The following is a 13,775-nucleotide window of genomic DNA, read 5'->3' as shown; positions in this document are numbered from 1 at the left end:
GGGCGCGAGCCCGGAATCCATCGTACCTCAGGAACGGTGGATGAATGGATTCCGGGCTCGTCGCTACGCGACGCCCCGGAATGACGGCGGAGAGCGTGGCGCCCGCCTACACTCTGCGCCCCAGCTCCCTTTTGTATGACGCGTAGTTCGGCTGATCGACCGCGAGCTTATCCATCGTGGTCGCCCACAGATGCTCGGCGAGACCCGGCGTTGCGAGGTCAACCTCGCCTTTGGCGATGCGATCGGCGAGGACACGGTTGAGCTCCGTCACCGATCCGTCCATCCCGAGCAGCGTCCGCAGGCGCTCGACTTCCGCAGCATCGCTCCCCTCCTCCAGCGTCAGCTGCCGCGTGACGAGATCGAGGATGTTGACGGCGACGCGCAGCTTGAAAGCCTGATGGCCTGAGATCAGCGGCGCGATGTCGTTGCGCAAGAAATCGGCGACCGCCTTGGTCAGCTCGATCGGCGTCGGTTCGTCCTGCATGGGTCAGCTCCCGCGCGGCGCCAGCAGCCGCAACAGATCGATTTCGGTCTCGCTGGCGCGGCGGCCGATCATGGCACGCTCCATCGAATGATCAGGCCCCTCGCGGAACCGCTGCATCATGCCGCCGCACATGATGCCCCAGCGCAGCGTGCCCATCACTTCCCAGAATTTGACGCGCGCCGGATCGACCTTGCGGCCGACCGCTTCATAGCCCTCGAACAATTCCTCGCGTGCGCCAAAGCCGCCGACGGGCTTGTCGATCTCGCCGAAACGCCACGAATTGACGCAGACCCACCCGAGATCCTCCATGGGGTCGCCGAGATGGGCCAGTTCCCAGTCGAGCACGGCACGAACACCATCGGGGCCGACAATGAGATTGCCGTTGCGGAAATCGCCATGCACCAGTGTCGTCTCGGCGGAGGGGCCGGGATCGTGGTCGCGCAGCCAGCGTAGCGCCAGCTCGAACACGGGCTTTGGCCAGTTCAGGCTGCGATAGTCGCGCTCGAAATCGGAGATCTCCTGCGTGGCGCCGCGATTGCGCAACTCGGGCAGTTTATCCTGCGGCAGTTGATGGAGGCCCGCGAGAATGCAGCCGATCTGTCGCGCAAGCAGCGGCCGTGCCGCCGCGAACTCGTCATCGCGAAGAATCTTGCGCGCGATGGTTTCGCCTTCGACCCGCTGCATGATGAAGCCGGTGCCGAGATCATCTTCCGGCGTCAGCACATGCATCACGCGCGGCGACGGCACGCCGGCCTCATAAGCGAGCTGCATCAGCTGCGCCTCCGCGGCAAGCCCCGCGGCGCGCGTGGGCGCAGCGCCATAGCCCTTCGGCGAGCGGCGCAGAATCGCGCCGATCACGCCATCAGGATGCACGATGTCAAAGCGCCAGGTCTCCTGGCTGGCGCCGCCGGACAGTTTTTCCGCACCGGCGACGCCGGTCGCGCCCTTGCACCACCGCACGACGCTGCGTGAAAGTTCGGCCTCGATCATTTGCCTTTGAACTGCGCGGGCCGCTTCTCCAGGAACGCACCGACGCCTTCGCGAAAATCCTGGGTGTCGCCGGCGCGGAGCTGGCACTGGAATTCGAGGTTGAGCTGATCCTCGAAGGAATTTTCGGGGCTGTCCCAATAGAGCTTGCGGATCAGCGACAGCGCGACCGTCGGTCCGGAGGCGAGCTCGCGTGCGAGCTTCATCGCCTCCTCCATCAACACGCCATCGTCATAGACGCGGTTGACGAGCCCCCATTCCAGCGCCTTCTCGGCCGGCAGCCGCTCGCCCATCAGGGACAATTCGATCGAGCGCGCGCGGCCGACGAGGCGCGGCAACAGCCAGGTCGAGCCGCAATCCGGCACGAGACCGATGCGGCGGAAGGCCTGGAGGAAGTAAGAAGAACGCGCGCACAGGATCATGTCCCCGAGCAGCGCGAAGCTCATGCCCGCACCGGCGGCCGGACCGTTCACCGCAGTGACGATGGGACAGTGCAGATTGCGGATGCGGCGCAGGAACGGATGAAAGCCCGTCTCCAGCGTCAGGCCGGCCTTGGTCTTCTTCGACTGGTTGTTGCGACCTTGCAGATTGGCGCCCGTGCAGAACGCACGGCCCGCGCCGGTCAGCACGACGCTGCGCACCTCGTCCCTTCTCTCCTCGATCGCGTCGAGCGCCTCGGCCAGACCGCCCAGCATGTCCACGGAGACCGCGTTCATCACCTCCTGATGGTCGAGCTTGAGGACCGCGACAGCCCCATCGAAATCGAGCGTGACGTGTTTGAACTGCATGGTTTCCTCGTTGGTTGCGGCGAGCGTCAGTTTCGCAGGCCGGAATTTCGTCTTGCCGGGCCGCATATTTGATTTTTGGCGCGCTCTTGTCCATGGTGATCGGAGCATAGCAAGCAATCTTGCGCGCAGCGGCTGATGCGCATTCGCGCCAAAACAGGAAACGCGCCATGAACCTTTTCGACCTCTCCGGCCGCGTTGCCGTGATCACCGGCGGCAATGGCGGCATCGGGCTCGGCATCGCGCAGGCCCTCGCGGGCCAGGGCTGCAACGTCTCGATCTGGGGCCGCAATGCTGACAAGAACAAGGCTGCTGCCGCGAGCATTGCGGGCCTGCCTGGAAAGGTCGATGCGCGCGTCTGCGACGTCACCGATCCGGCCTCGGTCAATGCGGCGATGAAGGCGACGCTGGATATCTTCGGCCGGGTCGACGGCTGCTTTGCCAACGCGGGCATCGGCGGCGGTGGACGGCGTTCCTTCATCGAGCGCACCGAGGAGGAATGGCGCACGATGTTTGCGACCAATCTCGACGGCGTATTCCACGCTTTTCAAGCGGCCGCGAAGCACATGACCGAGCGCGCCAATGCCGGCGACCGTTTCGGCCGGCTCGTGGCCACCTCGAGCCTCGCGTCGATCTTCGGCACCGCGCGCAACGAGCACTATGCCGCGACGAAGGCCGCCATCAACGCGCTGGTGCGCGCGCTCGGCGTCGAGCTGGCTCGCCACGGCGTCACCGCCAATGCGATCCTGCCCGGCTGGATCAAGAGCGACATGACATCGGGGCTGATGGCCAACGAGAAATTCGTCGCCAACGTGATGCCGCGGATTCCGATGCGCCGCTTCGGCGAGGCATCCGATTTCGGCGGCATCGCCGTGTATCTGATGAGCAAGGCCTCGTCGTATCACACCGCGGACACGTTCGTGATCGATGGCGGCTATACGGCGTTTTGAGTTCGACAATCATCAAAGGAGGGGCAAGATGTTCTCACATGTCATGATTGGTACCAACAATCTCGACAAGGCAAAGACGTTCTACGACAAGCTGCTCGGCACGCTCGACGTGCGACCGGCCAGGGTCGACGGCCATCGCATCTTCTACATCACCAAGACCGGTGTGTTCTCCGTATCGAAGCCCATCAACGGCGAACCGGCGACGTGCGCGAACGGCGGCACCATCGGTTTTGCGGCCAATTCGCCGGAGCAGGTCGAGGCGTGGCATGCGGCCGGCATCGCGGCCGGCGGAACGCCGATCGAGGATCCGCCCGGCGTGCGCGAAGGCTCGGGCGTCAAAATGTATCTCGCCTATTTGCGCGACCTCGATGGCAACAAGATTTGTGCGATGCATCGGATGCCGAGCTAGCCACATCCTCCGCCGTCATTCCCCGCGAAAGCGGGAATCCAATACGCCGCGGCCTCTCAGACCACCGCTGACGTCTCGGAATACTGGATCGCCCGGTCTTCGCCGGGCGTTGACAGCGGAGTGTGAGGCACGCCGCTGCCGCTTGCTCCAGCACCATTCAAACAACATTTCAAACGCCGTCGCGATATTCCATCGCATGGCATGGCCGCTAAAAAAATACGCGCTCGCACTTTCCGGGCGCTGCGATTATTCTCCCGGCCAATACGATCTCTGACGTCCCCGGGAGGAACAATGACAAAACACACCTACATTCCCCGCACCACCAATTACACCCTCAATCCCGGCGACGAGCTCAACGATCTCAGGATGTCGGAGCAGGTCCGACCGCTCTACGATCACGTCAAGAAATTCATCCGCGATACCGTCGAACCGATGTCGATCGAATTCGCCAAGGCGGGCGAAGGCAAGGAGGATCGCTGGAGCTTCACGCCGAAGCAGCTCGAGGTGCTGGAGAAGGCCAAGAACAAGGCCAAGCAGGAAGGCCTCTGGAATTTCTTCCTGCCCGATGACGAGACCGGCCAGGGCCTGAAGAACCTCGATTACGCCTATATCGCCGCCGAGCTCGGCAAGAGCCCGCTGGCGTCCGAGACCATGAACTGCTCGGCGCCCGACACCGGCAACATGGAAGTGCTGGAACGCGTCGGCACCAAGGAGCAGAAGGAGAAGTGGCTGAAGCCGCTGCTCAACGGCGAGATCCGCTCGGCCTACGTCATGACCGAACCGAACGTCGCTTCTTCCGACGCCAAGAACATCTCGACCACCGCAAAGCTCGTCGGCGACGAGTGGGTGATCAACGGCGAGAAATACTACATCTCGGGTCTCGGCGATCCCCGCTGCAAGATCCTCATCGTGATGGTGAAGACCAATCCGGATGCGGCGCCCAGCAAGCAGCAGTCGCAGATCCTGGTGCCGCGCGACACGCCCGGCGTCGAGGTGCTCGGGCCGATGTATGTGTTCGGCCAGGACCACGCCCCGCGCGGTCACATGCATATGCGCTTCAACAATGTGCGCGTGCCGAAGGAGAACATGCTGCTCGGCGAAGGCCGCGGCTTCGAGATCTCCCAGCTTCGCCTCGGCCCGGGCCGCATCCATCACTGCATGCGCACCATCGGCAAGGCCGAGAAGGCGCTCGATCTGATGGTGCAACGCGGCCTCACCCGCGAAGCCTTCGGCAAGAAGATCGCCCATCTCGGCGGAAACATGCAGATCATCGCGCAGGCCCGCTGCGAGATCGAGGCGATGCGGCTGATGGTGCTGAAGGCGGCCAAGGCGATGGACGTGCTCGGCAACAAGGAGGCCCGCGTCTGGGTCTCCATGGTCAAGGCCATGGTGCCGGAACGGGCCTGCAAGATCATCGACCAGGCGATCCAGATGCACGGTGCCACCGGCATCTCGCACTGGACTCCGCTCGCCGAGATGTACCAGGACGTGCGCCATCTGCGTTTTGCCGATGGTCCGGACGAGGTGCACTGGATGGTGGTGGGACGCCACGAGCTGAGCATGGCTTGAGCCTTCCACTTTCACCTCTCCCCGCTTGCGGGGAGAGGTGAAGCAGGAAACCTAGGTCGCCGGCGCGATCTTGTCCTGCGTCTTCGTCTCGAAGTCGCTCGCATCGTGCCGCTCGTGGAGCTGGCTGGCGGGATCGCCGGAGACGCGGTTGACCATGCGGCCGCGCTTCACGGCCGGACGCTGCGCGATCTGGTCGGTCCAGCGCTGCACGTTCTTGTAGTCCTGCACCGACAAAAACTCGCCGGCGCCATAGACCAGCCCCTTGGCCAGCGCGCCATACCACGGCCACACGGCCATGTCGGCGATCGTGTATTCCTTGCCCGCGAGATACTCATTGTCGGCCAGGCGGCGATCGAGCACGTCGAGCTGGCGCTTGACCTCCATCGCGAAGCGATCGATGGCGTATTCGATCTTGAACGGCGCGTAGGCGTAGAAATGGCCGAAGCCGCCGCCGAGATAGGGCGCGCTGCCCATCTGCCAGAACAGCCAGGACATCGCCTCGGTGCGGGTCTTGATGTCCTTGGGCAGGAAGGCGCCGAACTTTTCTGCGAGGTAGAACAGGATCGAGCCGGATTCGAACACACGGATCGGCTCCGGACCCGAGCGATCCATCAGCGCGGGAATCTTGGAGTTCGGGTTGATGTCGACAAAACCGCTGCCGAACTGGTCGCCGTTGCCGATCTTGATCAACCAGGCGTCGTACTCGGCGCCCTTGTGGCCGAGCGCCAGCAGCTCCTCCAGCATGACCGTGACCTTGACCCCGTTCGGCGTCGCAAGCGAATACAGCTGGAGGGGATGCTTGCCGACCGGCAGCTCCTTGTCATGAGTGGGGCCGGCGATCGGCCGGTTGATGCTGGCGAACTGCCCGCCATTCTCCTTGTTCCAGGTCCAGACCTTAGGCGGCTCGTAGGCAGGGGCGTCGGTCATGAGAGGGGCTCCGGCAGAAAGATGCGCGTGCATTAATTAGCCCGACAATGGCCGATGGCAAGCCCCGCCGGCTCTGCGTCCCACGCGGGCCTCAGGGCGGCGTCATGCATCCGGGCTGACCCGCGCCATCCTGCAGGCGCACGGCGCAACGCCTGCGCGCAAGATGCTCGCCCGAATCCGGCGTGGCATCACAGGCAACGAAGGGTTAGCGTCGAACGGCCCTCGCATAGCACAACAAGAGAAGAGCAACGCGAAGGCCGCAGGGAGAGAAACATGAAATCGCCGATCTGCGGCATGCTGGGGATCGAGTTCCCGTTGCTCGCCTTCAGCCATTGCCGCGATGTCGTTGCCGCCGTCAGCCGCGCCGGCGGTTTCGGCGTGCTGGGCGCGACCGTGCATACGCCCGAGACACTCGAACGCGAGCTGAAATGGATCGACGATCACGTCGATGGCAAGCCATACGGCATCGACGTGCTGATCCCGGAGAACATCTCGACCTCGGGCGAGAAAGACGTCACCTGGAAAAGCCTGGAGGCGCGCGTGCCGCAGGCCCACCGCGACTACACGCGCGAGCTCCTGAAGAAATACGATATCGAGCTGACGACGACCGAGGTCGCCGCCGACCAGCCGCAACCGTTCGACGCCAAGACGGCACTGGAGCTGCTCGACGTGTCGTTCAATCATCCGATCCGGCTGATCGCAAATGCACTCGGCGTGCCGCCGAAGGCGATGATCGAGATGGGCAAAAAGCACGACGTCCCCGTTGCAGCGCTGGTCGGCGCCAAGGAGCACGCGCTGCGCCAGGTCGCGGCCGGCGTCGACATTCTCGTGGTGCAGGGCACCGAAGCCGGAGGCCATTGCGGCGAAGTCTCCACCATGGTGCTGGTGCCGGAGGTGATCAAGGCGATCAAGCCGATTCGCGAGGTGCCGGTGCTGGCGGCCGGCGGCATCATGACGGGCCGGCAGATGGCAGCCTGCATGGCGATGGGCGCGGCCGGCGCCTGGACCGGATCGGTGTGGCTTGCCACCGTCGAGTCCGAGACCACCGAGATCTTCCGCGAGAAGATGATCGCGGCGTCCTCGCGCGATGCGATACGCTCGAAGGGCCGCACCGGAAAACCGGCACGGCAGCTGCGCTCGGTCTGGACCGACGCCTGGGACCGCGCGCCGGAAAGTCCGGGCGCGCTGCCGATGCCGCTGCAAAGCATCATCAGCCGCGATGCCTTCAACTCGATCGACCGTGCCGCTGCGAGCGGCAATGCCAGAGCGCGCGATCTCGTCAGCTATTTCGTCGGCCAGGGCGTCGGCCTGATCGACAGCGTGAAATCTGCGGGCGCCGTGGTGCAGGAGTTCAAGGAAGAGTTTGCCGAAGCCGTCGAGCACATGAATGCGCTGGTGGCGGAATAGGCCCTTCCGTCATTCCGAGCGCAGCGAAGCAATCCAGACTGCCTCTGCGGAAAGATTCTGGATTGCTCCGCTGCGCTCGCAAGGACGAAACAACCGACATCGTGAATCAAAGAATGACCGACAAGACCAACACCCCCGAAGACCGTATCCCCGTCATCGTCGGCATCGGCGAGATCGTCGACCGCCCGAAGGAGATCACCGAGGGACTCGAACCGCTCGATCTGCTGGAGCAGGCGCTGCGGCGCGCCGAACAAGATGCCGGCGCCAAGCTGCTCGCCGAGGTCCAATCGCTCGACGTCGTCAATTTCCTGAGCTGGCGTTATCGCGATCCGGAGAAGCTTCTGGCGCAGCGTCTCGGGATCCAGCCTGCGCATTGCTACTACGGCCCGGTGGGCGGCGAGACTCCGATCCGCTACATCCATGAGGCGGCAAAGCGCATCGCCCGAGGCGAATGCACGGTCGCGGCGGTCTGCGGCGCCGAGGCGCAGTCGACGGTGACGAAAGCCGATCGCGCCGGCGTCAAGCTGCCGTGGACGCCGTTCGCGCACGATGTCGCGGAGCCCAAGCGCGGTGCGGCGTTTCAGAAGCCACTCGCCATCAAGCTTGGCGTGTTCCGGCCCGTCACGGTCTATCCGTTCTATGAAGCCGCCTCCTCCGCACATTGGGGCCAGACGCCGCGCGAGGCGATGGCTGAATCTGGAACGCTGTGGTCGCGCTATTCGGAGGCCGCCGCACAAAATCCCAACGCCTGGCTGAAGCGGCGCTATGCACCGGAGGAGATCACGTCGCCAAGCACCGACAACCGCCTGATCGCGTGGCCCTACAACAAGCTGATGGTGGCCAACCCGAGCGTCAACATGAGCGGCGCGCTACTGCTCACCAGCCTCGCCAAGGCGCGTGCGCTCGGCATCGCGGAAGACAAGCTGGTCTATCCGCTCGGTGGGGCATCAGCCGAGGACCCGGCCGACTATCTCCTGCGCGACCAGTTCTACGAGAGCCATCCGCAGAACGCGGTGCTGACGGCCGTGATGAATCTCGTAGGTGGCGACGGCAAAAAGTTCGATGCGATCGAGCTCTATAGCTGCTTCCCCTGCGTGCCGAAGATGGCCCGGCGGACGCTGGGTCTTTCCGCCGAGGTGCAGCCCACCGTCGCCGGAGGCCTCACTTTCTTCGGTGCGCCGCTCAACAGCTACATGACCCATGCGGCCTGCGCGATGGTACGGCGCTTACGCGAGGGCGCCAGGCTCGGCCTGCTGTACGGCCAGGGCGGTTTCGTTACCAAGCACCATGCGCTGGTGGTTGCGAAGACGCCGCCGCGCGAGGCGATGGCGCAGGAGACCAGCGTGCAGGCCGAGGCCGACCGCAATAAGCGCGCCGTGCCGGAGTTCGTCCCGGAGGCTTCGGGTAAGGGCAAGGTCGAGAGCTTCACCGTGCTCTATGGCCGTGGCGGCGATGTCGAGCACGGCGTGGTGATGCTGCGCACCGAGGATGATCGACGCACGCTTGGGCGGATTCATGCCCACGACAGTGCGACGCTGGCACACCTGCTCGACATGAACCGCACGCCGGTCGGCTCGCTCGGCGAGATCACGATGGCCGCCGATGACGTGCCGGAGTGGCGGGTGGCGTAACATCCTCTCGTATTCCCGACGCCTCCGCGAAAGCTCTCGTAGGGTGAGCAAAGCGAAGCGTGCCCACGTCCCGCCTCTTTGGTGAGACGACGTGGGCACGGCGCAAGCGCGCATCTGCCCACCCTACAAGACTGCGCTACCCCTTCGGCGCCTGCTTCTCCGACGCCGTCGCCGGCTTCCCGCCTGCACCGACCACGCGCACCAGGTCGCCGTCGGAGAGTCCATCCGGCGGGGCGGTGATGACGCGGTCGCCCGGCGCAATGCCCGAGGCGAGCTCGATCTCGCGGCCGAGATCGCGGGCGATAGTCACGGTCTTGAACTGAACCTTGTCGTCCGCGCCGACGGTCGCGACGCGCAGGCCGCTGCCGTTGAAGATCAGGGCGCTCGCGGGAATGCTGAGCGGCGCGGCGTCGCGCTGGAGATTCAGCTTCACACTGGCATAACCGCCCGGCATCAACTCACCGCTGGAATTGTCCAGACCAAGCTGCATGCGCGTGGTGCCTGAGGCGACGTCGACGGCTTGCGAGGACGCTTCCACCGTGGCCGGGAAAGTGCGGTTCGGATATTCGGGCAACGTAATCGTGGCCTTGGCGCCGATCTTGATCGCCGGCACGTAGTTCTGGGGAACGTTGACGTAGACGCGCAGCTTGGTGATGTCGGAGATCACGAACATGGCCGGCCCCGAGCCGCCGCCCGCATTGATCAGCGCGCCGACGTCGGTGTCGCGTGCGGTCACGACGCCGTCGAACGGCGCAGTGATCTTCTTGTAACCCGCCAGCGCCTCCAGCCGCTCGACATTGGCCTTGCCGGAATTGACGGCCGCGTTCTTGTTGGAAAGGTCGGCGGTGCGCTCGTCGATCTCCTGCGCGGAGACGAAGTTGGACGCGACCAGCGTCTTGCGCCGGTTCAGCGTTGCCTCCGACAATCTTGCGCTGGCCTGCTGGCTGGCGAGGTCGGCGCGGGCCTGCAAGAGCTGCTGGTCGAGATCAGGCGCCTCGATCTCGGCGATCACCTGCCCTGCCTTCACGCGCGCGCCGATGTCGGCGCTCCAGCTCTTCAGGTAACCCGAGACGCGGGCGAAGATCGGTGCGCGATAATAGGCTTCCAGGCGACCCGGCAGATCGATGGTGGCGTCGAGGATCTTGGCGCTCGGCTGCGTCACCGCGACGCTGGGAACGGCCTGATCGTCGGTCCATTCCTTCAGCTTGGAGCCCTGCTCCTCGCGAGCACGGATGCCGGTGCCCACGACGAGGCCAGCCGCGATCAGCGCCACCACGCCGAAGATGCCCAGTTTCCGGTGCGACACCGGGGCGCGGGATTCAGTGGGCGACATGCGAGGTCTCCAATGCGGCGGCGGCTTTGGCGCCTTGTTTCTTGTGTACCATACTGAACACCACGGGAACAAACATCAGCGTGGCGAAGGTTGCAAAGATCAGGCCGCCGATCACGGCGCGGCCGAGCGGCGCATTCTGCTCGCCGCCCTCGCCCAACCCCAGCGCCATCGGCGCCATGCCGATGATCATGGCGAGTGCGGTCATCAGCACCGGGCGAAACCGGACGAAGCCGGCTTCGAGCGCGGCCGCGATGGGGTCGCCGAGCTCTTCGTAGCGCTCGCGCGCGAAGGAGATGACGAGAACGCTGTTGGCGGTGGCAACGCCCATGCACATGATGGCGCCAGTCAGCGCCGGCACTGAAAGCGTCGTCTGCGTCGTGAACAGCATCCAGACGATTCCGGCCAGCGCGGCCGGCAACGCGGTGATGATCACGAACGGATCGGACCAGGACTGGAAGTTCACGACGATCAAGAAGTAGATCAGCACGACGGCACCCAGCAGGCCGAACAAGAGGCCGGTGAAGGCGCTATTCATGGTCTGCACCTGGCCGAGCAGCACTACCGAAGACCCCTTCGGCACCTCCTTCGCGGTCTCGGCGATCACCTGGCGGATGTCGTTGGACACCGCGCCGAGGTCGCGCCCCGAGGTGGTCGCAAAGATCTGCACCATCGACTGGATGTCGTATTGCGACACCACCGCGCTCGAGGTCGAGCGCTTGATGTCGGCGATGCCGCCGAGGATGGGCGACTGCGAATTGCCGGATGCGGTGATCGGCAGCGTCTGCAGCGCGCTGAGCGAATCGATCTGATATTGCGGCGTCTGCATCACGATCGAATAGGACACGCCGTTATCGGGGTTGAGGTAGTAGGTCGGCGCCACCTGCGAAGAGCCAGCGAGATTGACCACGAGACTGTTGGTGACGTCGCGCTCGGTCAGGCCGACATATTGCGCACGGGTGCGGTCGACATCGATGTTGAACGTCGGCGCGTTCGGCGACTGCTGGATGCGTGCATCGGCGATGCCCGGGACCTTGCGAACCTTGGCCAGCAGCTTGTTGGCATAAGCGAAGTTGGCGCCGAGATTGGCGCCGCGGATCTGCAGGTCGATCGGCGCCGGCGCACCGAAGTTCAGGATCTGGCTGACGATGTCGGCAGGGAGGAACGCGAAGCTGACGCCGGGAAACAGGCGCGGCAGCTGCTCACGCAACACCTTCACGTGCTCTTCGGTCGGCTTGTGGCCTTCCCTGAGCTTGATCTGGATGTCACCATCCTGCGGGCCGATCACACCCGTATTGTTGTAGGTCATGTTGATGCCGGAGATCGGCATGCCGATGTTGTCGGTCATGGTCTCGATCTCGCCCGGAATCAGCCTGCGCACGGCCTTCTGCACGTCGGCGAGCTGGTTTGCAGTCTCCTCGACGCGGGTGCCGACCTGGGTGCGGACATGCATCAGGATGTTGCCGGCGTCGACCGACGGAAAGAAGTTGCGCCCGAGGAACGGTACCAGCGCGAAGGAGGCGCCGACCACGCAGATGAAGCCGATCGCGAATACCGCGCGATGCGCCAGCGCGAGCCCGAGCAGGCCGCGGTAGCCGCCGCGGATGCGCTCGAACCGCGCCTCGAAGCCGCGCTGGAACCAGACCAGCGGGTTGCGCGACTTCGGCGGCTCGCCCTGATGATGGACGTGAGCCTGCAACAGATAGTTCGCCATGGTCGGCACCAGCGTGCGCGACAGGATGAACGACCAGATCATCGCGAACATCACCGCTTCCGCCATCGGCACGAACAGGAAACGCGCAACCCCGGTAAGGAAGAACATCGGCACGAACACGATGCAGATGCAGAGCAGCGAGACGAAAGCCGGCGTCACGATCTGGTTGGCGCCGTCGAGGATCGACTGTTCGACCGGCTTGCCCTGCTCCAGATGGTAATTGATGTTCTCGATCGTGACGGTGGCGTCGTCGACGAGGATACCGACCGCCAGCGCGAGACCACCGAGTGTCATGATGTTCAGCGTCTCGCCGATCGCCGACAGCATGATAATGGCCCCCAGCACCGAGAGCGGGATCGAGACCGCGATGATGATGGTCGAGCGCCAGCTGCCGAGAAACAGCAGGATCATGACGCTGGTGAGCAGCGCCGCGATCACGCCCTCGAAGGCGACGCCTTCGATTGCGCCGCGAACGAACACCGACTGATCGCCGATGAAACCGATCTTGAGCGCGTCGGGCATCTGGTCCTTGACTTCGATCACCTTCTGCTTGATGCCGGCGATGATATCGAGCGTCGAGGTCGCGCCTGCCTTCAGCACCATCATCAGCACCGAGCGGTTGCCGTCGACATGAACGATGTTGGTCTGAGGCGGATTGCCGTCGCGGACGCTGGCGACGTCACGCACATAGACCATGGCACCGTTGACGGTCCTGATCGGGAGGTTGCCGAGCTCGTCGATCTTCAGCGGCGAGTTGTTGAGCTGGATATTGTATTCGAACTGGCCGATCTTCTGGGTGCCGACCGGCGTGATCAGGTTTTGCGCCGCGAGCGCGTTGGCGACGTCCTGGCCTGACAGGCCGCGGGCCTGCAGTGCGGTGGGATCGAGGTCGATCTGGACCTGGCGCTGCTTACCGCCGAACGGATAAGGAATCGCAGCCCCCGGAACGGTGACGAGCGGCGTGCGGAGCTGGTTGATGCCGATGTCGGCGAGGTTCTGCTCGGTCAGGCCATCGCCCGACAGCGCCACCTGGATGATCGGCACCGTCGAAGCGGAGTAGTTCAGGATCAAGGGCGGCGTCGCCCCCGGCGGCATCTGCTTGATCAGCGTCTGCGAGATCGCCGTGACCTGCGCGTTGGCGGTGCGGATGTCGACGTTCGGCTGGAAGAAGATCTTGATGATGCCAAAGCCGTTATAGGAATTGGCGGTGATATGCTCGATGTCGTTGACGGTCGTCGTCAGCGCGCGCTGGAACGGCGTGGTGATACGGCCGGACATCTGGTCGGGCGGCAGGCCGGTGTATTGCCACACGACCCCGATGACGGGGATGCGGATGTCCGGAAAGATGTCGGTCGGCGTCCGCAGCGCCGCGAGCGGTCCGATGATCAGCAGCAGAAGCGCGAGCACGACAAACGTATAGGGCCGGCTCAGGGCAATACGGACCAGAGCAATCATGCGCCAGGCAAATCCAGGTCAAGCGAGAATACGGAATCCGCCCCCACGGCGATCCCGCTTTCCCTTTACCCGAGCACCGCCGGAAACGCTAATCGTCGCGCATTCACTTCCCTGCTACCGCACTGCA

General features: G+C 64.3%; 11 protein-coding genes. 5 read left to right on the top strand and 6 right to left on the bottom strand.

The genetic code is table 11. The annotated features are described in order from the left end of the window. Nucleotides 1-106: 106 nt before the first annotated feature. Genes IF809_RS01780 through IF809_RS01770 form a run of 3 tightly spaced genes read right to left on the bottom strand, consistent with a single transcriptional unit; the run spans nucleotide 107 to nucleotide 2,259 of the window. The gene (locus IF809_RS01780; protein ID WP_453992068.1) at nucleotides 107-484 is read right to left on the bottom strand and encodes a DUF6285 domain-containing protein; all 378 of its coding nucleotides are present in this window, start codon (nucleotides 482-484) and stop codon (nucleotides 107-109) included. A 3-nt stretch (nucleotides 485-487) separates the two neighbouring features. After that, nucleotides 488-1,474, bottom strand: a complete 987-nt coding sequence (locus IF809_RS01775) for a phosphotransferase family protein (protein WP_462836669.1) — start codon at nucleotides 1,472-1,474, stop codon at nucleotides 488-490. Then, nucleotides 1,471-2,259, bottom strand: a complete 789-nt coding sequence (locus IF809_RS01770; RefSeq protein WP_128967433.1) for an enoyl-CoA hydratase/isomerase — start codon at nucleotides 2,257-2,259, stop codon at nucleotides 1,471-1,473. The genes IF809_RS01775 and IF809_RS01770 overlap by 4 nt, the downstream gene beginning before the upstream one ends. Nucleotides 2,260-2,426: 167 nt before the next feature. Between IF809_RS01770 and IF809_RS01765 the strand changes: the two genes are divergently transcribed. The 3 genes from IF809_RS01765 (at nucleotide 2,427) to IF809_RS01755 (ending at nucleotide 5,184) form a co-directional block, all read left to right on the top strand. Further along, complete coding sequence (locus tag IF809_RS01765; protein WP_462836668.1) at nucleotides 2,427-3,206, top strand: SDR family NAD(P)-dependent oxidoreductase; 780 nt, start codon at nucleotides 2,427-2,429, stop codon at nucleotides 3,204-3,206. 28 nt (nucleotides 3,207-3,234) lie between these two features. After that, nucleotides 3,235-3,615, top strand: a complete 381-nt coding sequence (locus IF809_RS01760) for a VOC family protein (protein ID WP_128967435.1) — start codon at nucleotides 3,235-3,237, stop codon at nucleotides 3,613-3,615. 291 nt (nucleotides 3,616-3,906) lie between these two features. Further along, entirely contained in the window at nucleotides 3,907-5,184 is a 1,278-nt protein-coding gene (locus tag IF809_RS01755; RefSeq protein WP_128967436.1) for an acyl-CoA dehydrogenase family protein, read from the top strand. Nucleotides 5,185-5,235: 51 nt separating this feature from the next. On the opposite strand, the gene yghU is transcribed toward IF809_RS01755, so the two are convergent. Next, complete coding sequence (gene yghU, locus IF809_RS01750; RefSeq protein ID WP_453979773.1) at nucleotides 5,236-6,111, bottom strand: glutathione-dependent disulfide-bond oxidoreductase; 876 nt, start codon at nucleotides 6,109-6,111, stop codon at nucleotides 5,236-5,238. Between the two features lie 273 nt (nucleotides 6,112-6,384). Between yghU and IF809_RS01745 the strand changes: the two genes are divergently transcribed. Together IF809_RS01745 and IF809_RS01740 are read left to right on the top strand one after the other, a co-directional pair. Then, entirely contained in the window at nucleotides 6,385-7,518 is a 1,134-nt protein-coding gene (locus tag IF809_RS01745) for a nitronate monooxygenase (RefSeq protein ID WP_453979775.1), read from the top strand. A 113-nt stretch (nucleotides 7,519-7,631) separates the two neighbouring features. Further along, nucleotides 7,632-9,149 carry an acetyl-CoA acetyltransferase gene (locus IF809_RS01740; RefSeq protein WP_453992072.1) on the top strand — a complete coding sequence of 506 codons (1,518 nt, stop codon included), beginning with the start codon at nucleotides 7,632-7,634 and terminating at the stop codon, nucleotides 9,147-9,149. A gap of 136 nt (nucleotides 9,150-9,285) precedes the next feature. On the opposite strand, the gene IF809_RS01735 is transcribed toward IF809_RS01740, so the two are convergent. Both IF809_RS01735 and IF809_RS01730 read right to left on the bottom strand, forming a co-directional pair. Then, complete coding sequence (locus tag IF809_RS01735) at nucleotides 9,286-10,482, bottom strand: efflux RND transporter periplasmic adaptor subunit (protein WP_462836667.1); 1,197 nt, start codon at nucleotides 10,480-10,482, stop codon at nucleotides 9,286-9,288. Continuing rightward, complete coding sequence (locus tag IF809_RS01730; protein WP_462836666.1) at nucleotides 10,469-13,648, bottom strand: efflux RND transporter permease subunit; 3,180 nt, start codon at nucleotides 13,646-13,648, stop codon at nucleotides 10,469-10,471. The genes IF809_RS01735 and IF809_RS01730 overlap by 14 nt, the downstream gene beginning before the upstream one ends. Nucleotides 13,649-13,775 lie beyond the last annotated feature (127 nt).

This window comes from Bradyrhizobium sp. UFLA06-24, assembly GCF_054967145.1.
Note: the sequence above shows the minus strand (reverse complement) of the source record. Positions and strands in the feature narration are given on the sequence as shown.